This window comes from Acidovorax sp. GW821-FHT10E03, from assembly GCF_059415205.1.
In genome coordinates this window covers 75,397-101,933 of the sequence record NZ_JBWKMU010000015.1, presented here as the reverse complement: position 1 = coordinate 101,933, position 26,537 = coordinate 75,397, and the positions used below count along the sequence as shown (strand labels likewise).

The 26,537-nt window shown below is 67.4% G+C and carries 23 protein-coding genes; 10 read left to right on the top strand and 13 right to left on the bottom strand.

Features of this window, described 5'->3' with window-relative positions:
• Nucleotides 1-161 precede the first annotated feature (161 nt).
• The 9 genes from AC07OD_RS24245 to AC07OD_RS24205 all read right to left on the bottom strand — a co-directional run bounded on the left by AC07OD_RS24245 (nt 162) and on the right by AC07OD_RS24205 (nt 8,534).
• On the bottom strand, nt 162-452 hold the full coding sequence (locus AC07OD_RS24245) for a DUF2798 domain-containing protein (RefSeq protein ID WP_218339154.1): 291 nt from the start codon (nt 450-452) through the stop codon (nt 162-164).
• Nucleotides 453-623: 171 nt separating this feature from the next.
• Entirely contained in the window at nt 624-1,295 is a 672-nt protein-coding gene (locus tag AC07OD_RS24240) for an alpha/beta fold hydrolase (RefSeq protein ID WP_494598246.1), read from the bottom strand.
• Nucleotides 1,296-1,311: 16 nt separating this feature from the next.
• A complete protein-coding gene (locus AC07OD_RS24235) occupies nt 1,312-2,223 on the bottom strand; it encodes a ProQ/FINO family protein (protein WP_494598245.1) in 912 nt (303 codons plus the stop codon).
• 88 nt (nt 2,224-2,311) lie between these two features.
• Entirely contained in the window at nt 2,312-3,562 is a 1,251-nt protein-coding gene (gene glcF, locus AC07OD_RS24230) for a glycolate oxidase subunit GlcF (RefSeq protein ID WP_369641105.1), read from the bottom strand.
• A gap of 43 nt (nt 3,563-3,605) precedes the next feature.
• Entirely contained in the window at nt 3,606-4,403 is a 798-nt protein-coding gene (locus AC07OD_RS24225) for a YoaK family protein (RefSeq protein WP_218296616.1), read from the bottom strand.
• Nucleotides 4,404-4,427: 24 nt separating this feature from the next.
• On the bottom strand, nt 4,428-5,564 hold the full coding sequence (glcE, locus tag AC07OD_RS24220) for a glycolate oxidase subunit GlcE (protein WP_494598244.1): 1,137 nt from the start codon (nt 5,562-5,564) through the stop codon (nt 4,428-4,430).
• 277 nt (nt 5,565-5,841) lie between these two features.
• Entirely contained in the window at nt 5,842-7,380 is a 1,539-nt protein-coding gene (gene amt, locus AC07OD_RS24215) for an ammonium transporter (protein WP_492244748.1), read from the bottom strand.
• 36 nt (nt 7,381-7,416) lie between these two features.
• Complete coding sequence (gene glnK / locus AC07OD_RS24210) at nt 7,417-7,755, bottom strand: P-II family nitrogen regulator (RefSeq protein WP_010466918.1); 339 nt, start codon at nt 7,753-7,755, stop codon at nt 7,417-7,419.
• A 47-nt stretch (nt 7,756-7,802) separates the two neighbouring features.
• Nucleotides 7,803-8,534 (bottom strand): TorF family putative porin, encoded by a 732-nt coding sequence (locus tag AC07OD_RS24205; RefSeq protein ID WP_218296613.1) that lies wholly within the window; start codon nt 8,532-8,534, stop codon nt 7,803-7,805.
• A gap of 218 nt (nt 8,535-8,752) precedes the next feature.
• Between AC07OD_RS24205 and AC07OD_RS24200 the strand changes: the two genes are divergently transcribed.
• Entirely contained in the window at nt 8,753-10,297 is a 1,545-nt protein-coding gene (locus AC07OD_RS24200; protein ID WP_494598243.1) for a YifB family Mg chelatase-like AAA ATPase, read from the top strand.
• A gap of 155 nt (nt 10,298-10,452) precedes the next feature.
• A complete protein-coding gene (locus tag AC07OD_RS24195) occupies nt 10,453-10,953 on the top strand; it encodes a MarR family winged helix-turn-helix transcriptional regulator (protein ID WP_218339159.1) in 501 nt (166 codons plus the stop codon).
• Between the two features lie 29 nt (nt 10,954-10,982).
• On the opposite strand, the gene AC07OD_RS24190 is transcribed toward AC07OD_RS24195, so the two are convergent.
• From AC07OD_RS24190 to AC07OD_RS24180, 3 genes are all read right to left on the bottom strand, one after another.
• Nucleotides 10,983-12,557, bottom strand: a complete 1,575-nt coding sequence (locus tag AC07OD_RS24190) for an acyl CoA:acetate/3-ketoacid CoA transferase (protein ID WP_492808173.1) — start codon at nt 12,555-12,557, stop codon at nt 10,983-10,985.
• Nucleotides 12,558-12,639: 82 nt separating this feature from the next.
• On the bottom strand, nt 12,640-13,893 hold the full coding sequence (locus AC07OD_RS24185; protein ID WP_494598242.1) for a thiolase family protein: 1,254 nt from the start codon (nt 13,891-13,893) through the stop codon (nt 12,640-12,642).
• Nucleotides 13,894-13,895: 2 nt separating this feature from the next.
• Nucleotides 13,896-15,110 carry a thiolase family protein gene (locus tag AC07OD_RS24180; RefSeq protein WP_494598241.1) on the bottom strand — a complete coding sequence of 405 codons (1,215 nt, stop codon included), beginning with the start codon at nt 15,108-15,110 and terminating at the stop codon, nt 13,896-13,898.
• A 157-nt stretch (nt 15,111-15,267) separates the two neighbouring features.
• Between AC07OD_RS24180 and AC07OD_RS24175 the strand changes: the two genes are divergently transcribed.
• From AC07OD_RS24175 to AC07OD_RS24140, 8 genes are all read left to right on the top strand, one after another.
• Nucleotides 15,268-16,053, top strand: coding sequence for a crotonase/enoyl-CoA hydratase family protein (locus AC07OD_RS24175; protein ID WP_492808177.1), 786 nt, complete (start codon nt 15,268-15,270; stop codon nt 16,051-16,053).
• Between the two features lie 52 nt (nt 16,054-16,105).
• Nucleotides 16,106-17,974, top strand: coding sequence for a feruloyl-CoA synthase (locus AC07OD_RS24170; RefSeq protein WP_494598240.1), 1,869 nt, complete (start codon nt 16,106-16,108; stop codon nt 17,972-17,974).
• Between the two features lie 40 nt (nt 17,975-18,014).
• A complete protein-coding gene (locus AC07OD_RS24165) occupies nt 18,015-18,779 on the top strand; it encodes an SDR family NAD(P)-dependent oxidoreductase (protein WP_218386018.1) in 765 nt (254 codons plus the stop codon).
• 203 nt (nt 18,780-18,982) lie between these two features.
• On the top strand, nt 18,983-19,972 hold the full coding sequence (locus tag AC07OD_RS24160; RefSeq protein WP_494598239.1) for a Bug family tripartite tricarboxylate transporter substrate binding protein: 990 nt from the start codon (nt 18,983-18,985) through the stop codon (nt 19,970-19,972).
• Nucleotides 19,973-20,281: 309 nt separating this feature from the next.
• Nucleotides 20,282-22,036 carry an acyl-CoA dehydrogenase family protein gene (locus AC07OD_RS24155; protein WP_494598238.1) on the top strand — a complete coding sequence of 585 codons (1,755 nt, stop codon included), beginning with the start codon at nt 20,282-20,284 and terminating at the stop codon, nt 22,034-22,036.
• Nucleotides 22,037-22,159: 123 nt separating this feature from the next.
• Nucleotides 22,160-23,872, top strand: coding sequence for a tannase/feruloyl esterase family alpha/beta hydrolase (locus AC07OD_RS24150; RefSeq protein ID WP_494598237.1), 1,713 nt, complete (start codon nt 22,160-22,162; stop codon nt 23,870-23,872).
• A 183-nt stretch (nt 23,873-24,055) separates the two neighbouring features.
• Entirely contained in the window at nt 24,056-25,669 is a 1,614-nt protein-coding gene (locus tag AC07OD_RS24145; RefSeq protein ID WP_494598236.1) for an SIR2 family protein, read from the top strand.
• A complete protein-coding gene (locus tag AC07OD_RS24140; RefSeq protein WP_494598235.1) occupies nt 25,666-26,091 on the top strand; it encodes a nucleoside 2-deoxyribosyltransferase in 426 nt (141 codons plus the stop codon). Before AC07OD_RS24145 ends, AC07OD_RS24140 begins: the two co-directional genes overlap by 4 nt.
• Before the next feature lie 279 nt (nt 26,092-26,370).
• Here the strand turns inward: AC07OD_RS24140 and AC07OD_RS24135 are convergent, their stop codons facing one another.
• Nucleotides 26,371-26,532: a hypothetical protein gene (locus AC07OD_RS24135; protein ID WP_494598234.1), complete on the bottom strand. Its 162-nt coding sequence runs from the start codon at nt 26,530-26,532 to the stop codon at nt 26,371-26,373.
• Between the last annotated feature and the right edge of the window lie 5 nt (nt 26,533-26,537).

The following is a 26,537-nucleotide window of genomic DNA, read 5'->3' as shown; positions in this document are numbered from 1 at the left end:
TGTGAAGGGGATCGAGGGATCGATCGGTGGTGTGCAGCTGCAAGGACCGATGGTGCGGACCCGCTGCTGACAGCCTGATGTCAGTAGCGTGCGCAACGCGCTGGGGGCCGGGCGGCAGGCTGCTGACACACCGTGTCAGCAGCCTGTGCCCCGGGGGGGCCTCAGCCCTGCGGCTCCACGATGGCGGCCGTCACCCGGCGCACCACGGGCAGCACCAGCAGCAGCGTGGGGAAGGCGACGAGCCAGGACAGTGCCCAGGAGCTCATCCACAGGCGGGGAAGATCCAGCGAGAAGCCCACCACGCGCACGGTGCTGATCAGCGACACGATGAAGGTCATGAGCAGCGACAGCAGCAGGGGCATGACCCAGGCCGCGGACCGTGCGGGCAGCTTGCGCAGGCCCCAGGAGGTCCTGGGGGAAGGCGGTGGGGTGGGCGACGAAGAGTGGTTCATTGCAGTTCCAGAAAGCAGCCGGTCAGACAAGGTGCCGCCCCCGCCCGCCCACGCGGCGCGGGCCGCGCCGGGACAGGAAAGGGGCCACCACCCCGGCAAGGCCGGCGTTGGTTGGCACGTTGATTGACGTAAACGCTTACGGCAACCCATGAACCGGGCCGCAGCGGGATTCTAGGCGTTCTGCGAAGCGCCCTGTCCGGCATCCCCTGAGGCGCCGCCCCGCAGATGGCGGTGGATGTGCCCGGCCACGGCCCCGGCGTGCGTGCGGGCCAGGTCGTGGGCACCGCCTGGCAGCACGTGCATGCGCGCGCCCGGCAGCAGGCCGCACAGGCGCCGCCCCACGGCCACGGGGCTGATGGGGTCCCTGTCGCCCCACAGCAAAAGGGCGGGCGCGCGCACCGACGCCAGCCGGGCCGACAGGTCCCACCGCGCCTGGGCCATCCACGGCGGAAACGCGGGGTTGGCGCGCAGGAAATCGGGCCGCCAGTCGTGGGGACGCAGGTCGTCCATGGGCACGCCGCCCGACGTGGCCACGAGCACCAGGTGGGTCAGGTGGTCGGGCCGCTCGAGGGCGGCGAGCAGGGCCACCACGCCGCCCAGGGACTGCGCGACCAGCGCGCAGGGCCGGTCCATGTGCGGCGTGACCGCATCGACCAGATCCTGCATGCCACCGGCCGCGTCCGGCGCCAGCCCCGCGCCGGCTCCGGCTCCGGCATCGCGCCAGGGCCAGCCCAGCAGCACGCGCGCGGCGGGCAGCGGCATGGCCGACGAGACCGGTTGCCAGAACGCGGGGTCGCCCCCCACGCCGGGCAGGAAGATCAGCCTGGAAGGTGCCGCCGGCACGGGCGAGCCTCTCGCGTCAGGCGTCTTGCGGGGCCGGTGCGATGGCGGCCACGGCCGCGGCCGCCGCGGCCTGCACCCGCGCGGCGGCGAGGCGGCGAGCGCGCTCGAGCTGCTGGCCCACGGTGCGGGGCACCAGGCCGTACATGTCGGCAAAGGCCTCCAGTGTCTGGCCGCTGGCCTCGAACGCGCGCAGCAAAGCCTCGTCCTTGGCGTTGCGCGCCGACCATTCGGCAAAGGCCTCTTCGAGGATGGCGTTGGCGGCTTCGTCGCGGCCCTGCACCAGCTCGGTGTAGGCCTCGCGCGTGAGCCCCGAGGCCTCGAACGCGGCCATCATGCGGTTGCGCAGCTTGGGCAGCAGGTCCTCGGTGGCACGGGCCTTCTTGCGGCGGTAGACCTCCAGCAGCGCGTGGTGCACGTGCTCGGGGGCCATGTCCTCCACGGGCTGGCCCGAGAGGTCATGGCGCCGGTCGCCCGCCGCCACGCTTTGCAGGTAGCGCGTGGAGCGGGTGTGGATGCCCAGCGCCACCTTGAGCGCCTCGCGCTCGAACACCTCGGGGTGCGCGGCCAGCAGGTCCTGGAAGATGCCGCGCTTGAGCGGGCGGAACACCGCGCCGAACAGGTGCGGGTAGAGCCCCGCCAGTTGCTCCAGCGCGGGGTGCACACGCTGCGGCGCGCGCGCGCGCGCAGGTGCGGGGGCAGAGGCCTCGGCGCCGCCCTCTGGCGCCGGGCGCCCTTCGGGCTTGCGGCGGTTGCGGCCGCCACGGCGTGATCCGCCCGCGCGCTGCTGGGGTGCCCCGGCAGCGTCGGCGGCGGCGGACGCCCCGGGAGCGGCGGCAGCCGCCTCGGCCGGTGCGGCCGAAACAGGCGCCGCCAGCGGTGTGGCAGGGGCTGCGCTCGGTTGTTCTTGTGCGGGCACGGAGTCGGTCATGGCGGTGCGAATGGGTGAGGGAGAGGGCAACAAAACCCTCAATCATGCCAGCGTTGGAGAAAAGCCCGCCAGCGGCGGCATCCCCTTGTCAGGCCAGGGCTTCGTCCAGCACCTCGATCCAGTGGCGCACCGGCGTGCCGGTGCCGCTTTGCAAATGGGTGATGCAGCCGATGTTGGCCGACAGGATCACGTCCGGGGGCTGGTCGCCGAACGCCTCGCCGAGCACGCCGAGCTTGCGGTCGCGCAGCTGGTACGCCAGGTCCGGGTTGAGCACCGAATACGTGCCCGCCGAGCCGCAGCACAGGTGGGCCTCGTTGCGCGCCGCGCGCAGCCGGAACCCCAGGCGCGCAAGCTGCGTTTCCACCCCGCCGCGCAGCTTCTGGCCGTGCTGCAGCGTGCACGGCGGATGGTAGGCGTACAGCACGTCGGCGGCGGGCTGGGCGCGGCCCGCCAGCTTGTCGGCCAGCTCGGGCAGCAGGGCCGGCAGCAGCTCCGACAGGTCGCGCGTGAGCGCGCTGATGCGTTCGGCCCTGGCGGCGTATTGCGCGTCGTCCTTGAGGATGTGGCCGTATTCCTTGACGGTGACGCCGCAGCCCGAGGCGTTCATGACGATGGCTTCCACCCCGCCCTGCTCCACCAGCGGCCACCAGGCGTCGATGTTGGCGCGCATCTCGGCCTTGCCGCCGTCCTGGTCGTTGAGGTGGAACTTGACGGCACCGCAGCAGCCCGCCTTGGGCGCGACCACGGTCTGGATGCCCACGGCGTCGAGCACGCGGGCGGTGGCGGTGTTGATGTTGGGCATCATGGCCGGCTGCACGCAGCCCGCCAGCAAAAGCACCTTGCGCGCGTGTTCGCGCACGGGCCATGCGCCGGCATTTTGGGGCGCAGGCACCTTGGCCTTGAGGGATGCGGGCAGCAGGCCGCGCACCAGTTGCCCGGCCTTCATGGCGGGGGCGAACAGGGGCGAAGGCAGGCCCTCCTTCAGCGCCCAGCGCAAGGCCTTCTCGCCCACCGGGCGGGCGACTTTCTCATCGACGATCCTGCGGCCGATATCGACCAGATGACCATATTGCACGCCGCTCGGGCAGGTGCTTTCGCAGTTGCGGCAGGTCAGGCACCGGTCCAGGTGCATCTGGGTCTTGCGCGTGGGCTCGGCGCCCTCGAGCACCTGCTTGATGAGGTAGATGCGGCCGCGCGGGCCGTCGAGCTCGTCGCCCAGCAGCTGATAGGTGGGGCAGGTGGCGGTGCAGAAGCCGCAGTGCACGCATTTGCGCAGGATGGCCTCGGCCTCCAGGCCATCGGCGCGGGCGCGGTATTCAGGGGCGAGTTGGGTTTGCATGGAGCATGCCTGGACAGGGGAAGGTAAAACAGGGCCGGAACGCTCAGAGCGCGGGCGGCGGAGTGAGCGGCGGCTCCAGGGGCAGCGCCTTGCGCAAGGGGTGGCGCAGGCGCGCGCGGTCGGCCCACAAGGGGGGCAGCGACAGCCCCAGCAGCACCAGCGCCAGCGGCACCACGAACACGAAGCCCACGTGCTTGAAGCCCGCGGCCCCGGCAACGCCTCCCACGAGGAACATCGCCACGAGCCCCGCGAACAGCCGCAGCCGGGCCTGGTTGGCGCGCACCTGGGATTCCGGCGCGGTGCCGGTGCGGTTCCAGTAGAGCATCTTGCCCAGCTCGATGCCCAGGTCGGTCACCACGCCGGTCATGTGCGTGGTGCGGATCTGGGACGAGGACATCTTGGTCACCGTGGCGTTCTGCAGGCCCATGATGAACGACAGCAGCAGCACCGTGGTGGGCACGGCGAACGGCGTGCGCCAGTTGAGCGTGATGGCGCCCACCAGGCCGAACACCAGCATGAGCACCGCCACCACCAGCAGCGGCAGCGCATAGCTGCTGTGCAGCTTGCGCTGGCGCGCCCAGTTGACCATGACGGCCGTGGTGGCCGCGCCGCTGACGAAGGCCAGCAACGCCCCCACCGCGCCCAGCACCAGGGCCATGTTGCCCAGCACGAGGTTGTCGGCCAGCATCGAGACAAAGCCGGTCATGTGCGAGGTGTACAGGTGCACCACCAGGAACCCCCCGGCATTGACCGCGCCCGCATTGAAGGCCAGCAGCAGGCCCAGCACGCGGTTGCTCGCCACCGTGCGGTGGTGTCCGGTGAGATGGCGCAGGCGTCGCATGGGTGCCGCAGGCTGGCGCGTGGCTTACCAGGCGCGGGCCATGCGCCCGGGGTTGAAGATGCCCGCGGGGTCGAAGCTGTGCTTGAGGCGCGCGTGGATCTGCTCCAGCGCACTGGATTTCAAGCCAAACTGGCCGCTACCGCTTGATACACCTGCGCTGGAAGCTATGAAAACAGAAGCACTTCCGCCCACCGCGCGTGCGGCCTCGCGCAGGGCATCGCCCGCCGCTTCCGGCGCCTGCACCCAGCGCAGGGCGCCGTGCCATTCGATGAGCGGCTGGGCCGCCGCAGGCAGTTGGAGCACGGGGGCCGTGGGCGGCAGGGACAGGCGCCACAGCGCGTGGCCGGGGCGCTGGGCGCGGTCGCTGAACCAGGGCAGGGTCTGTTCGCGGCAGGCGGCCCAATCGGCAGCCACGGCGGCGCTGTCGTCCATGCGCACGCCACCCATGGTCTTGCACGCGGCCTCGACGGCGGCCACGGCCCCGCGCAGGCGCACGTAGAGGGTGCCCGTGCCCGTGTCCTGCACCCAGCAGCTCGCGTTGAGCGGCAGGGGCTGGCCGCCCCAGGCGTGCAGCTTGCGCAAGGCATCGGCCTGGTTGCATTCGAAGCGCAGCGTGGCCTCGGCCGGGGCCACCGGCAGCACCTTGAGGCTGACCTCGGTGAGCAGGCCCAGCGTGCCCCAGGCGCCGGCCATGAGGCGCGACACGTCATAGCCCGCCACATTCTTCATCACCTGCCCGCCAAAGCTCAGCAGCTCGGCCCGGCCGTTGAGCAGCGTGACCCCCAGCACATAGTCGCGCACCGCGCCCACGCTGGCGCGGGCCGGCCCCGACAGGCCGGCCGCCACCATGCCGCCCACGGTGGCGGCATCCGGCGGGGTCTTGGCGAAGTGCGGGGGCTCGAAGGGCAGGCACTGGCCCTGTTCGGCCAGCGTGGCCTCCAGCTCGGCCAGCGGGGTGCCCGCGCGCACGGTGACGACCAGTTCGCTGGGCTCGTAGCTCACGATGCCGCGCAGCACGCGGGTGTCGAGCACCTCGCCATGCAGCGCCAGGCCATGGAAGTCCTTGGTGCCCCCGCCCCGGATGCGCAAGGGGGTCTGGTCGGCGGCGGCGGTGCGCACACGGTCGGCGATCTGGGCAAGGGCGAGGTCCATGCCTTGCATCGTAGCTCCAGCGATGTCCGGCGCCACGCGGAGAGCGCGTGAATTTTTTGAACAGCGCGCGTGCAAATGGCTCGGGACCGCCGGGAGGGATGTCTGCGGACGTGTGCTCTGGGCGTGCATGCCAGAACAGAATGCAGACAAGCGAGTCCCCCCGCCCGGTACGAAAAAAACCCGCCGTTGCCGGCGGGTTCAACAACCAAAGGAGCGACTCGCTTGTTCTTGTTGCGACGCCACGGTGCCACCAGACACCGCGGCGCGTCGGGCGCACCGGCCTGCTTCAGCGGTTGTACGCTGTTTCGCCGTGCGAGGTGATGTCCAGGCCTTCGCGTTCGTCTTCTTCCGAGACCCGCAGGCCCACCGTCAGGTCGACGATCTTGTAGGCCACGAAGGAAACCACGCCCGACCACACGATGGTCAGCAGCACGGCCTTGGTCTGGGTCCACACCTGGGCGGCGATGGAGTAGTCGGCGGAGGTCACCATGGTGGCGGTCACCCAGTCGGCCACGTAGCCGGGGCCACCCAGGCCAGGCGCATTGAACACGCCGGTCAGCAGGGCACCCACGATGCCGCCGATGCCGTGCACGCCGAACACGTCGAGCGAGTCGTCCGCGCCCAGCAGCTTCTTGAGGCCGTTCACACCCCACAGGCAGGCGAAGCCGCCCACGAGGCCGATCACCAGCGCACCGCCGATGCCGACGTTGCCGGCAGCGGGCGTGATGGCCACGAGGCCGGCCACGGCACCCGACGCCGCACCCAGCATCGACGCCTTGCCGCGCATCAGCGCTTCACCGATGGACCATGCCAGCACGGCGGCGGCGGTGGCCACCAGCGTGTTGATGAAGGCCAGGGCGGCAAAGCCGTTGGCTTCCAGGGCGGAGCCGGCGTTGAAGCCGAACCAGCCCACCCACAGCAGCGAGGCACCGACCATGGTCAGCGTCAGGCTGTGGGGCGCCATGGCTTCCTTGCCGTAGCCGATGCGCTTGCCCACCATGAACGCGCCCACCAGGCCCGCCACGGCGGCGTTGATGTGCACCACGGTACCGCCGGCGAAGTCCAGCGCGCCCCACTGCCAGATCTGGCCGGCCTTGCCGGTCATGGCGTCGGCCACTTCCTTGGAGGCGTATGCGTCAGGGCCCATCCAGAACCACACCATGTGGGCGATCGGCAGGTAGCTGAAGGTGAACCACAGCACCATGAACATCATGACGGCGCTGAACTTGATGCGCTCTGCGAACGCACCGACGATCAGGGCGCAGGTGATGCCGGCGAACGTGGCCTGGAAGGCGGCGAACACCACTTCCGGAATCACGACACCCTTGCTGAAGGTGGCGGCGTTGGCGAACGTGCCGGCGGCGTTGTCCCAGATGCCCTTCATGAACAGCCGGTCGAAGCCGCCGATGAAGGCGCCGCCCTCGGTGAAGGCCAGGCTGTAGCCGTAGATGAACCACAGCACCACGATCAGCGAGAACGTGACCATCACCTGCATCAGCACGGACAGCATGTTCTTGCTGCGCACCAGGCCGCCGTAGAACAGCGCCAGGCCGGGCAGGACCATCAGGATCACGAGGATGGTGGAGGTCATCATCCAGGCGGTGTCGCCCTTGTTGGGGACCGGAGCGGGGGCTTCGGCGGCGGCGGCCGGTGCAGCGGCGGCCGCGGGAGCAGGGGCAGCCGCAGGGGCTTCAGCGGCGGGAGCGGCCGCCGCAGCGGGCGCGGCGGCGGCCGGCTCGGAGGCGGCGGGCGCCTGGGCCAGGGACAGGTTGCCCATGGTCAGCAGGCCCAGCCCCAGAATGAAGGAAGCAAGCAGTTTTTTCATGGCGTTTCTCTTCTTGGGTGTGATGCGGCCGGGCCCTTACAGGGCTTCCTTGCCGGTTTCGCCAGTGCGGATGCGCACCACCTGCTCCAGGTGGGTCACGAAGATCTTGCCGTCGCCGATCTTGCCGGTGCGCGCGGCGCTTTCGATGGACTCGATCACGCGGTCCACCAGGTCATCCGCCACGGCGGCTTCGATCTTGACCTTGGGCAGGAAGTCGACCACGTACTCCGCGCCGCGGTACAGCTCGGTGTGGCCCTTCTGGCGGCCGAAGCCCTTGACCTCGGTCACCGTGATGCCTTGCACGCCGATGTCCGAGAGTGCTTCACGCACCTCGTCGAGCTTGAAGGGCTTGATGATGGCTGTCACCATTTTCATTTTGGTTCCTCCGACGATGGGCGCACCCGGCGCCCATCGAGACTTGCTTACAGGGTTTTGGTGAGCGTGACGATCACGCGCGACTTGTTGACGTGGCCGAAGAAGGCCTTCTTGTTGGCGCCCACCACGGCGGCGCCCAGCGACAGGCCGCTGCCGAAGTCATACGCGCCGCCCACGCTGTAGTCCATGTAGTTGGGCACGCCCAGGTCCTTGATGTCGCTGGCGAAGCGGGTGAAGCCCACCGAGGCCTTCAGGGTGACGCTGGGAGCCACTTCCTGGGCGAACGCCAGGTTCAGGTAGCCGGTGTTGCGGCCCTTCAGACCCGAGCCGGACTTGGCGCCGGCCCAGCCGAAGTAGTCCTTGGAGATGGTGTGCGAATACTTGGCGGTGAAGGGGCCCATGGTGGCCGCGCCATACAGCTCGGTGGTGTTGCCGTTGGCATTGCCGGGGTAGATGTAGGTCAGCGCGCCCAGGTCCAGGTCGGCGCCGCCGGCCTTGAACTTGTAGCCGCCGTACAGGTCGGCTTCGAGCGAGTTGTTGGCCAGCCAGTCCACGCTGGAATTCCAGTTGCCCACGTACCAGCCGGATTCGCCGAAGGCATAGTCAAAACCGCCTTGCAGCGCGGGCTTGAGGGCCTTGGCCTTGGAGGCGTCCTGGTCCTGGCCACGGAACTTGTAGTTGGTGGTCAGGCTGACGTTGCCGGTGAGCTGGGCGCTGGCCAGCAGGGGAAGGGATGCTGCAAGGGCAACGCCCAGGGTCTTGATGATGGCGCGGGTCATGTTTCCTCCGGTTGGACAAAGTAGGGACGAGCGCTTTAAGCACGGACCGTGCCACGCGGCGCAATACATCCGCGCGCGCCGTTGCTTCGCGTTACAACGATCCCCGGTACAGTGGGCATCAGCACCGTGCCACGGCCATACGCACGCTATTGGTGCATGGCGCCAAGGGCCCGCGCGGGAACGCCATAAAACGCACCCATCTGGGGAGGAATCGCTTCATGAGTCTTGCTTTGGTGCAAAGCCGCGCCCTTCTGGGGCTGCAGGCGCCGTCCGTCACTGTCGAAGTGCACCTGGCCAACGGCCTGCCCAGCTTCACCCTGGTGGGCCTTGCCGAAGTGGAAGTGAAGGAAGCGCGCGAGCGCGTGCGGTCGGCACTGCAGAACGCGGGGCTGGAGTTCCCCCACAACAAGCGGATCACCGTCAACCTCGCCCCCGCCGACCTGCCCAAGGATTCCGGCCGGTTCGACCTGCCGATCGCGCTGGGCATCCTGGCGGCCAGCGGGCAGCTGGACGGCGCCAGCCTGTCGGGGCACGAATTCGCGGGCGAGCTGTCGCTGTCGGGCGAACTGCGGCCGGTGCGGGGCGCGCTGGCCACGAGCCTCGCGCTGCAGACGCAGCAGATCAGCGCCGTGCTGGTGCTGCCGCCCGGCAGCGCCGAAGAGGCCGCCCTCGTGCCCGCCGCGCAGGTGGTGCGCGCCCGGCACCTGCTGGACGTGGTGCGCGCCTTCCTGCCACCGGGCAGCGCCGCGGCGGGCGATGCCTCCGTGGACAACGATGGCTGGACCCGCCTGCAAGCCACGCCGATGGCGGCCGCAGCGGCCTCCCTGGACATGGCCGACGTGAAAGGCCAGGCCACGGCCAAGCGCGCGCTGGAGATCGCGGCCGCCGGAGCCCACAGTGTCCTGATGGCTGGCCCGCCAGGCTCGGGTAAGTCCATGCTGGCCCTGCGCTTTGCCGGGCTGCTGCCGGCCATGACGGTGGACGAGGCGCTGGAGAGCGCAGCGATCGCCAGCCTGGCCGGGCGGTTCCGCCCCGAACTGTGGGGGCAGCGGCCCACGGGCACGCCCCACCATACGGCCAGCGCGGTGGCCCTTGTCGGAGGTGGATCGCCGCCCCGGCCGGGCGAAATCTCGCTGGCCCACCACGGCGTCCTCTTCCTCGACGAGCTGCCGGAATTTCCCCGCGCCGCCCTCGAGGCGCTGCGCGAGCCGCTGGAGACGGGCCACATCACCATCTCGCGGGCCGCGCAGCGCGCGGACTTCCCCGCGCGCTTTCAGATGATCGCGGCGATGAACCCCTGCCCGTGCGGCTTTCTCGGGTCCACGCAACGCGCGTGCCGCTGCACGCCCGACCAGATCAACCGCTACCAGGGCAAGCTCAGCGGCCCGCTGCTGGACCGCATCGACCTGCATGTGGAGGTGCCCGCCCTCCCCGCCGAGCAACTGGTGCAGGCCCCCGCGGGCGAGCCCACCGCCGCCATCCGCGGGCGGGTGGAACATGCCCGCGCCCTGGCGCTGGCGCGGCAGGGCAAGGCCAACCAGGCGTTGCAGGGCCAGGAGATCGACACGCACCTGCGGCTGGACGATGCGGCCGCCAGATTCCTGAACACCGCCGCCGCGCGGCTGGGATGGTCGGCCCGCAGCACGCACCGTGCGCTGAAGGTGGCGCGCACCATCGCCGACCTGGCGGGCTCGCCCACCACCGAGGTCATCCATGTGGCCGAGGCCGTGCAATACCGCCGCGTGCTGCGCAGCCCCGCTTGAGGCGGGTGGAGCCGCGTTTTTCGATTTCGCGATATAGCTATATTTTTAGTAGCAAAAGATGTATATAAAATAAGCGGCAGCGGCGAAAGGGAGTCAGAAAGTGGTCTTGCCCGATGCGTCGCCAAACCCGACCTTGCTCCGGCACCCATCGCCCCATGTCCAGCGCCCGCCCCTTCAGAAACCCACCGCCCCCCGCCACCGCGCTCTCCACGCCGGAGGCCGTGGACACCAGCTTCCTGCGCACGCTGGTGGGCTACAACGCGCGCCGTGCGTCGCTGGCGGTCATCGAGGTGTTCATGGAGCGCATGGCGGTGTACCGCCTGAAGGTGGTGGAGTTTTCCGTGCTGTCGCTGGTGGCCCACAACCCGGGCATCACCTCGCGCCAGCTGTGCGCCACGCTCAATGTGCTGCCGCCCAACCTGGTGGGGCTGATCGCCGCGCTGGAGCGGCGCGGGCTGATCGAGCGCCGCCCGCACCCCAGCGACGGGCGCGCCATGGGCGTGCACCTCACGCCCGCGGGGGTGGAGCTGACCGCGCAGGCCGAGGAGACCGCCGCCCAGCTGGAAGTGGACGCCACGGCGGGCCTGACCGCCGCCGAGCGCAAGACGCTGATCCGGTTGCTGCAGAAGGTCTATTCGCCGGACCCCGCCTCCTGAGAGCCCGCGCAGGGTTGCTCCGTTCCGTATCAGGCAGCGGACCTGGCCTTGGCGGCCATTGCCTGCGCCAGCCCGCCCCACTGGGCACGGAACAGGCCCGGGTCCATCATCTTCACATCGCGCATCAGGGGCTTGAACCCCATGTGCGCCAGCACGTCGCGTTCCAGGTCGATGCCCGGCGCGATCTCGGTCAGCTCCAGGCCCTCGGTGGTCAGGTGGAACACGGCGCGCTCGGTGACGAACAGCACGTTCTGCTCGCGCTGCGCGGCGTCCAGCCCGTTGAAGGTGATCTGCTCGACCTTCTCGATGAACTTGCGCGAGCGGCCTTCCTTGACGATGGTGAGCTGGCCGTCGGCCACCTGCACCTCCAGCCCGCCCGCGGTGAAGGTGCCGCAGAACACCAGGTGCTTGGTGGACCGCGTGATGTTCACGAAGCCGCCGCAGCCCACGGGCCGGCCGTTGAACTTGCTCACGTTCACGTTGCCGTGGTTGTCGGCCTGCGCCAGGCCCAGGAAGCTCGCGTCCAGCCCGCCGCCGTCATAGAAGTCGAACTGCAGCGACTGCTCGATGATGGCGTCGGCGTTGTAGGCCGTGCCGAAGTCGCCCAGCTGCGCCGGGATGCCGCCGGTGATGCCGCTTTCCACGCTCAGCGTGAACTGGTCGGACACGCCCTCTTCCGCCGCCACCGACGGCACGCCGGCCGGGATGCCGATACCCAGGTTGGTGATGGCGCCGGGCGTGAGCTCCAGCGCCGTGCGGCGCGCGATCACCTTGCGCTCGTCCAGCGGCATGGGCGCCAGCGAGTTGAGCGGCACGCGCACATCGCCGCACAGCGCGGGGTTGAACTGCGTGGTGATGGTCTGCATGTGGTTCTCGGGCTGGCTGACCACCACGTAGTCCACCGACACGCCCGGCACCTTGACCGACTTGGGGTGCAGGCTGCCGGCCTTGACGATGCGCTCCACCTGCGCGATCACGATGCCGCCGCAGGCCTTGGCTGCGTGGGCGATGTTGATCTGCTCGAGCAGAACGCCTTCCTTGTCCAGCGTGATGTTGCCGTTCTCGTCGGCCAACGTGCCGCGGATGATGGCCACGTCGACCTTGGGCGCGGGGTAGAACAGCCATTCCTCGCCGTTGAACTCGACGAGCTTGACCAGGTCTTCGGTGGACTTGCTGTTGAGCTTGCCGCCTTCGATGCGGGGGTCCACGAACGTGCCCAGGCCCACCTTGGTCAGCAGCCCGGGGCTGCGGCTGGCGATGTGGCGCGTGAGGTGCGACAGGCTGCCCTGCGGGAAGTTGTACGCCTCCACCTCGCCGTCGAAGACCATCTTCATCATCTCGGCGCCGGTCTGGCCGAAGTGGCCCGCCACGGTGCGCTTGATCATGCCCGGGTGGGCAAAGTGCACCATGCCCGCGTCCTTGCTGTTGCCGATGGCGCCGCAGGCCCAGGTGGTCACGTTCTTCGGGTGTCCGGTGTCGAGGAAATTCTTTTCCACGCCCTTGAGCACTTCCTCGGGCAGGCTGGAGACGGCCAGGCCGCCCAGGAAGATGGTGGCGTTGTCGGGGATCAGGGCCCCGGCCTGGGCTGCGGTGATGATTTTCATGGTGACCTTCAATTGAACACTATTGCTTCGATAGCTGCTCGCGCTTATCCCATAAGCGCTTGAGCCCTGTTTCTCTTAAATTTCAAGCATCCGGGTTCTCGATGAGCAAGGCAATGCCCTGCCCGCCGCCCACGCAGGCACTCGAGATGCCGTAGCGCAGGCCGCGCCGGCGCAGCTCGCGCGCCAGGGTCACCGTCAGGCGCACGCCCGTGGCGGCCAAGGGGTGGCCCAGCGCAATCGCGCCGCCGTTCACGTTGAGCTTGTCGCGGTCCAGGCCCAGTTCGCGCTCCACGGCGATGGTCTGCGCGCCCTGTGCTTCATTGATTTCAAACAGGCCGATGTCCTCCAGCGTGAGCCCGGTGCGCGCCAGCAGCGCGCGGATGGCGGGGGCCGGGCCGATGCCCATGTACTCGGGCGCCACGCCCACCGCTGCCGCACCGCGCAGGCGCGCCAGGGGCTTGAGGCCGCGCCGCTGCACATAGGCATCGCTGGCCACCACGGCGCCCACGGCCGCGTCCACCAGGGCCGAGCTGTTGCCCGCCGTCTGCACGCCACCGGGGTACACCGTGCGCAGCCCCGCCAGGGCCTCAATGGGGGAGGGGCGCGGGTGCGTGTCGCGATCGAGCTGCGCCACCTTGCGCGGCAGCGTGATGCCGCGCGTGGCGTAGCCTGCCAGCTCGAACTTCTCGCTCGTCACCGGCACGATCTCGCCGGCCAGAAAGCCGTCGGCCTGGGCTTGCAGCGCCCGCTCGAACGAGCGCGCCGCGTACGCGTCCACGTCTTCGCGGGTGATGCCGTATTTTTTGGCCAGGTTCTCGGCGGTCTCGATCATCGTGACGGGGCCGGCGGTGTCAATCAGCGCCTCCATCAGGAAGTCCTTGAACTCCACCGGCGCACCGAGCTTGAAGCCCGTGCGGTGCGTGTACGCGGCGATCGGGTTGCGCGTCATGGATTCGGTGCCCACCACCAGCGCCACGTCGGCATAGCCCAGCGCGATCTGGTCCGCGGCCTGGCGGAACAGCTCGAAGCCCGTGCCGCAGATGCGCTGCACCAGGATGGCCGGCACGCTCTGCGGCACGCCCGCATACAAGCCGATGTGGCGCGGCAGCACGAAGGCGTCGAAGTCGGCCTGCGCCATCGAGCCGGTGATGACCGAGTTCACGTCGGCAGCGGGCACGCCGCTTTTGTCCAGCACGGCGCGGGCGACCTTGATGCCCATGTCGGTGGGCGACACATGGCCGAGCGGGCCGCAGTAGTCGACCATGGGCGTGCGCACGCCGTCGACCAGCCAGGCGTTCAAGAGGGCGGAGAAAGAGCTTGTCGAAGCGGTCGTCATGGTCAGGCCTTGGAAGTGGTTTTGCTGTCCGTCACGCGCAGCACGGTGGCGTAGCCGGTGTCGCCCGCGGCGCAGCCGGTGAACAGGCCCACGCCGCCGCCGCGCAGCACCAGCTCTTCGATGAGTTCGATGATGGCGCGCAGGCCGGTAGGCGCCTGCGGGTGGCCCCAGATGATGGAGCTGCCGTAGTTGTTCATGCGCTCCCACGCAAAGCCGGTGTCGCGCGCCAGCGCGATGTCGTTCACCGCAAACGGGTTGTGCGTCTTGATCGCGTGCACGTCGGCGATGGACAGGCCTGCGTGCTTCAAGGCGTTGAACGCCGCCGGCGACGGCGCCATGGGCATGAAGCCGGCCTCCACGCGCGCCATGCCGAAGCCCAGGATCTCGACCTCGATGCCGGGGTCGGTGGCCAAGGCGCGGGCGCGGTCGCGCGTGGTGACGATGGCGCCCGCATTGCCGTCGGCCGGGTGCGTCTGGCCGCCGAAGGTCACGGTGCCGCCTTCTTTGACCGGCTTGAGCCTGGCCAGGCCTTCGGCGGTGGTGGGGAAGATGCCTTCGTCGGCGCTGAGCGTGCCGGTCTGCTTGCGGAATTTCGAGTCCGTGACCGGCACATCGGCCATGTAGCGCTTCTGGAAGGCGCGGTCGTCGGCCAGCGCCGCCTGGTACTGCGTGTAGCGGTGCAGCTTGAGCGCGTGCTGCTCTTCGGTGGTGATGCCGTAGCGCGCCGCCACGTTCTCGCCGGTCTGCAGCATGGGGTTCTTGGCATACGGGTCGTGGCCCATGTTGTCGGGCACCCAGTGCTCGGTGATGCCATAGCCGCCGGTGCCGCTCGAATCGGGGTAGTACACCACCGGGCCGTTGGACTGGCGGTCGGCCATCACCAGCAGCGCACTGGTGGCCGTGCCGCAGGCCACCTCTTGCGCAGCCATCTGCAGCGCGCGCACACTGGTGGCGCAGGCCTGCTGCACCGTGGGGCCCGCCACGCGGTCGATGCCCATGAGGCCGGTGACCCAGGGCAGGCCGTAGAAGCTGCCCTTCTGCGGGTTGGTGATGCCGAGGATCGCCAGGTCCACCGCCGCCAGGTCGTACCCGCGCGCGGCCAGCGCCTGCTTGCCCACCGTGGCCGCCAGCGGCAGCGCGTTGAGGTTGGCCAGCGAGCCCTGCCACTTGGCGAACGGGGACGACCAGTAAATGCCGTAGGGGATGAAGGCGTTCATGACGGTTCCTTGCTGTGAATCGGTGCCATTTTAGTTATTTATCATAATCATATGAACACCCAGAAAAGCTAGGGAAAGCACCTAGCAAAGACCGCCTCCATGGCCTTGTTTTAGTTATTTTTGATAACCATAATTTCTCCAACTCACCTCGATGACCATGACCAAGCACTCCGACATCTCCCTCGAAATCCGCGGCGAACGCGAGGACATCGCGGTCATCCGCCTCGCCCGCCCCGCCAAGCGCAATGCCCTGAACGACGGCCTGATCCTGGCGCTGCGGGACGTGATGGACAACCTGCCCGCCACCGTGGGCGCGGCCGTGATCGATGGCGAAGGCGAGCACTTCTGCTCGGGCCTAGACCTGTCCGAGCTGAAAGAGCGCGATGCGGGCCAGGGCCTGCACCACTCGCGCATGTGGCATGCGGCGCTCGACCGCGTGCAGTTCGGCCCCGTGCCCGTGGTGGCCGCGCTGCACGGCGCAGTGGTGGGCGGGGGCCTGGAGCTGGCCAGCGCCTGCCACATCCGCGTGGCCGATGAATCCACCTTCTACGCGCTGCCCGAGGGCTCGCGCGGCATCTTCGTGGGTGGCGGCGGCGCGGTGCGCATCCCGCGCCTGATCGGCACGGCACGCATGACCGACATGATGATGACCGGCCGCGTCTACAACGCGGCGGACGGCGAGCGCGTGGGCTTCGCGCAGTACCTCGTGCCCACCGGCACGGCGTTCGACAAGGCTTTCGAGCTGGCCCAGCGCATTGCGCAGAACGCGCCGCTGACCAACTACGCGCTGATGCACGCGCTGCCGCGCATTGCCGAGCAGCCGTCGGACCAGGGCCTGATGACCGAAGCCATGATGGCCGCCATCGCCCAGAGCGCCCCCGAGGCCAAGGCCCGCGTGCGCGCCTTCCTGGACGGCAAGGCTGCCAAGGTCAAGAAGGACTGACACGCGCGGTCCGCCACTGCGCATCCAGCCAGCCCCACCGAGACGCTTTTCCATGACGGCAACCAACCCTTCTCCCCGCTACCGGCCGCTGCGCTTCGGCGTGACCGAAGTCAGCACCCGCCGGACAGACGACGGCGTGGTCTACGTGCGGGCCACGCAAGACCTGGCGCCCTACCCCGTGCGGCTCACGGACCGCCTGGCGCACTGGGCGCATGTGGCGCCCGACCGCACCTGGATGGCCCAGCGCGTGAAGAACGCCGACGGCAGCCTGGGCGACTGGCGCCACATCACCTACGGCCAGGCCTGGCAGGCCGCGCGCAGCATTGCCCAGGCCCTGCTCGACATGCAGCTGAGCGCCGAGCGCCCCGTGGCCATCCTGAGCGAGAACGACCTGGACCACGCGCTGCTGTCGCTGGGCTGCCTGGTGGCCGGCGTGCCGCAGTGCACCGTGTCGACCGCGTACTCCACCATCAGCCAGGACTTCGACAAGCTGCGCCACGTGCTCGACACGCTGACCCCGGGCCTGGTCTTCGCGAGCGACGGCCAGCGTTTCGCGCGGGCCATCCAGGCCACGTTGGCCCCCGACGTGCGGGTGGTGCTGGGCTCGGGCGCCATCGAAGGCCGCAGCACCCTGCCCTTCAGCCACCTGCTGGCCACCCCCGCCACGCCCGCCGTGGATGCGGCGCACGGCGCCATCACGGCCGACAGCATCGCCAAGTTCATGTTCACCTCGGGCTCCACCAAGCTGCCCAAGGCCGTCATCGTGACGCACGGCATGTGGGCCGCCAACCTGCAGCAGATGAACCAGTCCATGCCCGTGCTGGCCGAGGAGCCCCTGGTGCTGGTGGACTGGCTGCCGTGGAACCACACCTTCGGCGGCAACCACAACTTCGGCATCGTCATCTACAACGGCGGAACGCTCTATCTGGACGAAGGCAAGCCCACGCCCAAGGGCATGGCCGAGACCATCCGCAACCTGCGCGAGATCGCGCCCACGGTGTACTTCAACGTGCCCACGGGGTTCGAGGTCATCGCGCAGACCATGAAGACCGACGCGCAGCTGCGCAAAAATCTGCTCAGCCGCGTGAAGATGTTCTTCTTTGCCGCTGCTGCGCTGTCGCAGCCCATCTGGGACTCGCTGTTCGAGAGCGCCGAGCGCGAGGTGGGCGAGCGCATCGTGATGAACACGGGCCTGGGCATGACCGAAGGCTGCCCCTTCTGCGTGGCGGTGAACAGCCCCGACGTGCAGGCGGGCGACATCGGCGTGCCCACGCCGGGGCTCGAACTCAAGCTCGTGCCCGTCGACGGCAAGGTCGAGGTGCGCTACCGCGGCCCCAACATCACGCCCGGCTACTGGCGCAATGCCGAGGCCACGCGCGATGCCTTCGACGAAGAAGGCTTCTACTGCTCGGGCGATGCCGTGAAATGGATCGACGAGACCGACCCGAACAAGGGCCTGAAGTTCGACGGCCGCATTGCCGAGGACTTCAAGCTCAGCACCGGCACCTTCGTGAGCGTGGGGCCGATGCGCGCCAAGATCATCGCCGCCTGCGCGCCCTACGTGCAGGACGCGGTCATCACCGGCATCAACCTCAAGGAGATCGGCGCGCTGCTGGTGCCCACCCCCACCATCCGCACGCTCAGCGACCTGCCCGAGAGCGCGAGCCTGCAGGAGGTGCTGGAGAGCGCGCCCGTGCAGCAGCACTTCCAGCAGGTCATCGACCGGCTCGCCGCCGAGTCCACCGGCAGCGCCACCCGCGTGGCCCGTGCGCACCTGATGGCCGAGCCGCCCTCGCTCGACAAGGGCGAAGTCACCGACAAGGGTTCCATCAACCAGCGCGCCGTGCTGCAGCACCGCGCGCACGTGGTGGACGCACTGCACGGCGGCACGCTGCCCGGCACGCTGGTGCCGCGCCACTGAACACCAAAGACACAAACCATTTTCATCAAGGACACATAGCATGGATATCCAAGGACAAGCCGCCATCGTGACCGGCGGCGCGTCGGGCCTCGGTGAAGCCACCGCCCGCGAACTGGCGCGCCTGGGCGCAAAGGTCGCCGTGCTCGACCGCAATGCCGAGCTGGCCGAGCAAGTGGCTGCCGATATCGGCGGAGTGGCCTGCGCCTGCGACATCACCGACACCGCCAGCGTGACCGCCGCGCTGGAGAAGGCCGCCGCCGCACACGGCCCCGCGCGCATCCTGATGAACGTGGCCGGCATCGGCAGCGCCAAGCGCATCGTGCAGCGCGACGGCAGCGCCGCGCCGCTGGAAGACTTCACGCGCGTGGTGACCATCAACCTGATCGGCAGCTACAACGTGAGCCGCCTGTTCGCCGCCGCCTGCGCGAAACTGCCCGCCCTGCAGAGCGGCGAGCGCGGCGTGATGATGTTCACCGCCTCAGCCGCCGCGTTCGACGGCCAGGTGGGCCAGCAGGCCTACAGCGCCTCCAAGGGTGGCCTGGTCGGCATGACGCTGCCCATGGCGCGCGACCTGGCGCAGCACGGCATCCGCGTGTGCACCGTGGCGCCCGGCCTGTTCGCCACGCCGCTGATGAAGGAGCTGCCCGAAGCCGTGCAGCAGTCGCTGGCCGCGAGCATCCCCTTCCCGCCACGCCTGGGCAAGCCCGAGGAGTTTGCCGAGCTGGCCTGCCACGTCGTGACCAACGGGCACCTGAACGGCGAGGTCATTCGCCTGGATGGCGCCCTCCGTATGGCACCAAGATGAGAAGCCCCCCTGAGCCGCTTCGCGTCATCCCCCCAGGGGGACGCCACCGGAGGCCTGGCAAAGCCAGTTCCACGGTGGCGCTGGCTTGCGCAGCGCCAGTTTCAAGCGCCGTGGGAGGCGCAGCCCAGTCGATAACGAGAGGGTGTGCAAACACCCCAGTTGATTTTTGAAATTTCCGTCAGATTCACATCAGGAGACAAACCATGACCACCACACGCCGTCAATTCGTTCAGGCCCTTGGCGCCAGCGCCGCATTGGGCGCCCTGCACCCCTTCGCCGCCCAGGCGCAGGTGGACCAGGTCAAGGTGTATTTCGGCTTTCCAGCCGGCAGCTCGGGCGACACCGTGGCGCGCCGCGTGGCCGAGAAGTGGGGTGGCTCGGCTTTCAGCAAGAACGCCGGCGTGGTGGAGAACAAGCCCGGTGCAGGCGGACGCATCGCGCTGGAGACCCTGAAGTCAGCCCCTGCCGATGGCTCCGTGCTGGCCGTGGCGCAGGTGTCGGCCCTGGCCAACTACCCGCACATCTACAGCAAGATGAACTACACCGACAAGGACTTCGCGCCCGTGTCGATCGCGGCCATCATGCACCACGGCCTGGCCGTGGGTCCCATGGTGCCCGCCAGCGTCAAGACGGTGAAGGACTTCCTGGCCTGGGCCAAGGCCAACCCCAAGGACGCGAGCTACGGCTCGCCCGGCGCGGGCTCCACGCCCCACTTCCTGGGCGCGCTCCTGGGCATCAACAGCGGCGTGGACCTGCGCCATGTGCCCTACCGTGGCTCCATCCCCGGCGTGACGGACGTCGTGGGCGGCCAGGTGGCGGCCATGGTCACGCCACACGGCGACTTCATCGCCAACTACAAGGCGGGCAAGCTGCGCATCCTGGCCACCTCGGGCCCCAAGCGCTCGCAGTACGTTCCTGATGTGCCCACGTTTGCCGAGCAGGGCTTCCCTGAGCTGACCACCGAAGAGTGGTTTGGCTTCTACGCCCCGGCGGCGACACCCAAGCCGGTGATTGCCGCCGCCAACGCCGCCATCAACGCAGCCCTGAAGGAAAAGTCGGTCATCGATAGCCTGGCCATCGTGGGCCTGATGCCCCACGGCTCCACGCCCGAGGAGCAGGCGCGCTGGCAGAAGGCCGAGTACGACACCTGGGGCCCGCTGATCAAGAAGATCGGCTTCACCGCGGATTCCTGAGCTCCCCCTGAGCGGCTTCGCCGCTTCCCCCTGAGGGGGACGCCACCCGTGGCCTGGCGAAGCCAGCTCCACGGTGGCGCTGGCCGGGGCCGCGCCGGTATCACGGGCAGTGCGCAACGCGGCGCGAGGGCGCGCAGCCATTCCCACCCGTTCAGGCTGAGCCTGTCGAAGCCTGGGCATGCCACCCGCGCAGTCCGTTCGACCGGATCAGTGTGAACGGGCTGCCGCTGGCCGACCAGGATTTCAAGCAAAAACAGCCGCTACCGCGCGTCCATCAAGCGCCAATAGCTATCAGAACAAGAGCAAACCATGCAAGCACGCCAGGCCCTTGCCGACATCCAGCATCTGCTGACCCATGTGCTGCAGGCGCCCAGCCGCTGGCAGGCGCTGCCCCCGTTTGCGAACACCGATGGCGAGCTGGCCGCGCAGGTGCTCGACGAAGCCGCCAAGTTTGTGGACAGCGCCGTGGCACCGCTGCAGCGCAACGGCGACGAAGAAGGCTGCCGCTTCGACGCAGGCCAGGTGCGCACGCCCGCAGGCTTCCGCGACGCCTACCAGGCCTTCTGGCAGGCGGGCTGGCCGTCGCTGTCATGCGCGCCCGAGGACGGCGGCCAGGGCCTGCCTGCGGTGCTCGAATGTGTGCTGTTCGAATGGCTGGCCGGCGCCAACCACGGCTGGACCATGGCCCCCGGCCTGCTGCACGGCGCCTACGAATGCATCAAGCACCACGCCAGCGACGAACTCAAGGCGCAGTATCTGGAGAAGGTCGCCACCGGCGAGTGGCTGGCCACCATGTGCCTCACCGAAGCCCACGCGGGCAGCGACCTGGGCCTGGTGCGCACACGTGGGGTGCCGCAGCCCGATGGCAGCGCGCGGGTGAACGGCAGCAAGATCTTTATCTCCGGCGGCGAGCACGACCTGACCGACAACATCGTGCACCTGGTGCTGGCGCGCCTGCCCGATGCGCCTGCGGGGCCCAAGGGCCTGTCGCTGTTCCTGGTGCCCAAGATTCTTCAAGATGGAAGCCGCAACGCCGTGGTGTGCGAGCGCATCGAAGAAAAGATGGGCTTGCACGGCAGCCCCACCTGCGTGATGCGCTTTGACGACGCCACCGGCTGGCTGGTGGGCGAGCCGAACAAAGGCCTCAACGCCATGTTCGTGATGATGAATGCGGCGCGCCTGCATGTGGGCCTGCAGGGCATTGGCCTGCTGGAGGCCGCATGGCAAAAGGCCAGCGCCTACGCGGCCGAGCGCCGCCAGATGCGCGCGCCCGGCGCCAGGGACACCAGCCTCATCCAGGACCACCCCGCCATCCGCCGCATCCTGCACACGCAGCGCGCCTGGATCGACGGCGGCCGCGTGCTGGCCTACCACACGGCCCTGCAGCTCGACGTGGCCAAGCACGGCACCGACGCTGCCGCGCGCGCCGCCGCCCAGCGCTGGTGCGCGCTGGTCACGCCCGTGCTCAAGGCCGCGCTCACCGACCAGGGCTTTCACGGCGCCAGCGCCTGCCTGCAGGTGTTTGGCGGCCACGGCTATGTGCGTGAATGGGGCATCGAGCAGATCGTGCGCGACGCGCGCGTGGCCATGATCTACGAGGGCACCAACGAGATCCAGGCCATCGACCTGCTGGTGCGCAAGGTGCTGGCCGATGGCGGCCAGGGCCTGGGCGCCCTGCTGGGCAGCCTGCCCGGCGCGGCCCCCAGCACTGCCGCCAGCGCGCGCCGCCATGCGCTGGTCGAGATCACGCAGGCCCTGGCGGCGGCCGCCCAGTCCGACCCCGAGCTGCCCTACTGGGTGGCCGACGACTACCTGCGCGCCGTGGCGCTGGTGCTGCTGGAATGGGCCTGGGCCCAGATCGGCGCCGCCCGCCTCCGCGAACGCGGGAGCGAACCCACCAGCGCCACGGACCGCTGGACCGCCCCCGCCCAGGCCTTTGCCCTGTGGGTGCTGCCCGAATTCGACCTGCGCACCGGCATCCTGCGCCAGCGCATCGCGCACGCCTTGGAATTCAGGCCCCAGGAGGCCGCAGGCGCTGGACCCATATACGCCAGCAGCTCCTGATTCAGTAGCAATCCGCCTTCCGCCGATCTCCCGCCCACAGCGTGTTGAGGCCACGCCGCGGGTTTCCTTGCGCCTCAGAAAAACAGGAGACACACCATGAGCTTGAAAAAAAGAAGGCCCAGAATGCACGCCCATCCCATCGCTTTGTCGGCCGTGACCACGGCCCTGCTCATGGGCTGCGGCGGCTCGTCCGATGCCGCCCTGCCCCAGCTCTCCGCCGCCACACCGGCCCCCCTGCAGTCGTGCGCCACGCTCGCCACCAGTCTGGCCCTGCCCGACACGCGCATCACCTCCGCCGAGCAGGTGCCCGAGGGGCCCCTGGCCCTGCAGGGCGTGACCACCCAGGCGCCCGCGCACTGCCTCGTCAAGGGCAAGATGAAGGAGCGCACCGGCCCCGTGGATGGCGCCAGCTACGCCATCGGTTTCGAGATGCGCCTGCCCGTGGCGTGGAACGGCCGCTTTCTGCACCAGGCCAACGGCGGACTGGACGGCAGCGTGGTCACCGCGCTGGGCTCGGTGAGCGGCGCCGCGCCGGTGGCCCCCGGCCTGGTGCAGGGCTTTGCGGTGCTCAGCTCCGACGCAGGCCATGGCGCGCCCACCCCCTTCTTCGGCGTGGACCCGCAGGCCCGGCTGGACTACGGCTACCAGGCCGTGGGCACCCTCACCCCCATGGCCAAGAACCTCATCAAGAGCGCCTACGGCAAGGCGCCCGACCGCTCGTACCTGGCCGGCTGCTCCAACGGCGGCCGCCACGCCATGGTGGGCGCATCGCGCTATGCCGACCAGTACGACGGCATCCTGGCGGGCAACCCCGGCTTTCACCTGCCCAAGGCCGCCACCACCCAGCTGTGGAAGGCCCAGCAATACGCCAAGGTATCCACCAAGGACGCCACCACCGGCCTGCCCGACCTGAACACGGCCGTGAGCCCCGCCGAGTTCAAGCTCATCGGCAGCAAGATCGTCGCCAAGTGCGACGCGCTGGACGGCGTGACCGACGGCCAGGTCAACGACGTGGCCGCCTGCCAGGCCGCCTTCAACCTGCAGACCGACGTGCCCACCTGCACCGGCGCGCGCGACGGCTCCTGCATCACCAGCGAGCAAAAGGGCGTGCTGGCCAGCATCTTTGCCGGCCCCAGGAACAGCAAGGGCGAAGCGCTGTACACCGGCACCTGGTTCGACCCCGGCGTTGCGGGCGCCAACTTCGCGTCCTGGCACTTCGGCTCGCCCGCCACGCGCGACGCAGGGGCCGTGGCCTTCATCTTCACCTCGCCCCCGTCCACGGTGGCCGCGTTCACCGCCATCCCCGGCATGCAGTACGCGCTGAACTTCAGCATGGAGACGGACTACCCCAAGATGTTCGCCACCAACACTACGTACACCGAGTCCCCCTGGTCCTACATGACCCCGCCCAACGAAGCCGACCTGAGCACCCTGAAGAACCGGGGCGCCAAGATGATCGTTTTCCACGGCGTGGCCGACGGCGTGTTCTCGCCCATGGACACCGCCCACTGGATGGACCGCCTGCAGGCCAACCACAGCGGCAAGGCCGATGCGTTTGCCCGCCTGTTCCTGGTGCCCGGCATGAACCACTGCTCCGGCGGCCCCGCCACCGATCAGTTCGACATGCTGGCCCCGCTGGTGGCGTGGGTAGAACAAGGCAAGGCGCCCGACAGCGTGACGGCCAAGGCACGCGGCACGGGAGCCAATGTGGTGAATGCCGAGCTGCCTGCCAGTTGGTCTGCCAACCGCACGCGGCCGCTGTGTGTGTACCCCAAGGTGGCGCGCTACAACGGGACGGGGGATGTGGAGAGTGCGGGCAGTTTTAGCTGTAAGTGAGGGGGGATTGAAAGTGGAAAGCCCGGCACAAGCCGGGCTTTTTTGCGTGCGAGGATGACTAGAAGACCTGAGTAGAGCAAGGCATGATCTCCCCATGCCAGCAACAATCTAGTTTGCTTGATAAAGAATCGTCAACCGATTCGCCATCCGCGCAGCGATCATTTACTTTCCTTTGAGAGCACCATGTCCTTTCTATCAGAGAACATCAAACATATCGTGCACATGCGCCAGCGCATGTCCAAGGACAATCGCCTCGGGCTGTGCCTCGGTGCTGGCGTAAGCATGGATTTCGCCATTCCGAGCTGGAAAGTTCTTATTGAAAGAATTGCAAACGATGAGCGCGTGAACGGCACGGAACTACTTAAGGTGTCTGAAAGCTTGACAGCTCAGTCTCAATTTCTCTATCAAAAGTACATGCAGTCGCTGCCTGCAGTTGGTGTGAATGAAGACGCCGTGATCAGAGCCCGCAGAGTACAGACTGGTTGGTTGAAGCTAGTACATAAGCATCTGTATGTCACCGCCAAGACAACCGATGAAGATCTGAAGGAGCACCCATATCTTTGGGACCTCGCTTCGCTAATCAAGCGGTCGGCAATGACCATCAATTACAACTTCGATGACACCGTTGAACGAATGCTCTACTGCCATAACAGTGAGCGTGGCATTCCCACCGGCGATGACAAAGGGTTCGAAGTCATTTGGCAACCCACAGCGCAATTCAGGAGAAACCAGGGTGTGATTTACCACCCGAATGGATTCCTGCCACTACAAACTGTTGACGGACTAAGTGAGCAAGTCGTCTTCATGGAGCAGGAATTTGCCGATCAGTTGGTGGACGTTGGCGCAGGGCACTACTTGTCCCTTCTTAGCCACCTTGCAAAGCACACTATCGTCTTCATGGGCCTATCCATGAACGATGCAAACCTAAAACACCTGCTTCGCATCTCTGCTCGAAGCAATCCAGGAAATTTTCACTATCAAATTCACTGGTGTTCTAAAGACAAGCCGAGCCCTGAAGAGCAAGACGCAATTCGCAAAGCCAACTTCGGGATCTACAACCTTGTGACGCTTTTTCTCACGACAGCAGAGATCAAGCAGCTGGCCCGCCTTTTGGTTTTAGACCAAGACGAGTTCAATGCGCAATGTGACTCGGAACCTAATGGAACAAGAACGGAGTACAGGTACTACCTGACGGGTCCTGTTGGCACAGGAAAGACAACGACCCTAGAGCAGCTGAAAAGCATCGCTACGTTTGATGAATGGGTCGATAGAAGAAACACACTTCTTGGCCGACCGCACAGTGAACTCTCGGAAGACCAACGCGCAGAGGTTGACGGGTGGATCAATCAACAATTCAGAAAAAAGAACCGACGAGTCTCCGCAGCATCTCAGGTTATTGCGGTAGTTGACCGTAGCCCGTTAGATCCTCTTTACTTCGTAAAGGATGATAGTGCCGTAGCAACACGAGCTTCTGAGTTGTTGACCTGGATGGTGCCCCCAGAGGGCACTGTTAAAAGCATTGCAGCAGGTCACTTGATTGTCTTGACGTGCGATCCACGCGTCCTCGTTTTGCGGCTTGCGGGACGAGACAAGACCTACAACGTTGAGCAGCTACTTCCACAGATCGACGCAGTTAAGCGTATGTGGGAAAGCATGGGGGCAACGATCATCGACACGACGAACCTAACTCCATCGCAAGTTGTCACTAGAGTTCTTGAGGTAATTCTTTTTACCCCGTACACATCGATCGATTTCAATCAGATTTGCAAAGAAAAAGCGAACGGAGCCAACGCATGAAGATTTATTTGGCTGGTCCGCTATTCACCCCGACTGAGCGTGAGTTCGTTGAGAGCATCGCGGATGGGCTGAGTACAGCATGCTCGGTGTATGTCCCGCACAGAGACGGACTCCTTGTCGCGGAGCAACTTGCCACGGGCCTCAGCCGATTAGAGGTATATCGTGCTGTGTATCTGCGAGACATCGATGAGATTCATAAGTGCGACGTTCTGCTGGCCATCCTTGATGGACGCACCCCTGACGAGGGCGTTTGCATAGAGATTGGATATGCAAAAGCTTTAGGCAAGCACATTGTTGCGCTCAAGACGGACATTCGCACAGCATTGCCATGGGGCAACAACCCAATGATCGATGGCTGTATCGACCAATGGGCGCAGACACCAAATGAGCTATGGGAACTGATGCGGTCTTATTCCGCCTAGTCTGTCTGAAGACCTGCTTGTTTCGGAGCCACCATACGCTCGCAAGCTGACCGATCACCCAAACGACAACCCCACGTAGTTCTCGACCAGCGACCCTGCGCCTTCTCCGACGAGAACGGATACGCTAGGTTGATACCCGGCCGCTTCTGGTCGTAGGCCAGCGCCCTATCAGAGTAATTCCGAGCCCGTTCTGTCGCGGTTTTGGTGAAGGGAGACTATCGCGCGATACAGCTAGGCGGAAGTCTGATACCCCGCACATCATCGAGGCGCATCAACCCCCTACTCCGACGCGCCCGGCCTGCGTTCAGCCAACATTTGCGATCTGCTGGCTTCGTTCTTCGCCTTCTTCCCTTGGTCGTAATGCCACTTGATGGCGAAGAACATGCCGGTGCCGAAAACGGCCACCTTGAAGACAATGAAGACTATCGGGACCCAATCCATCTTTG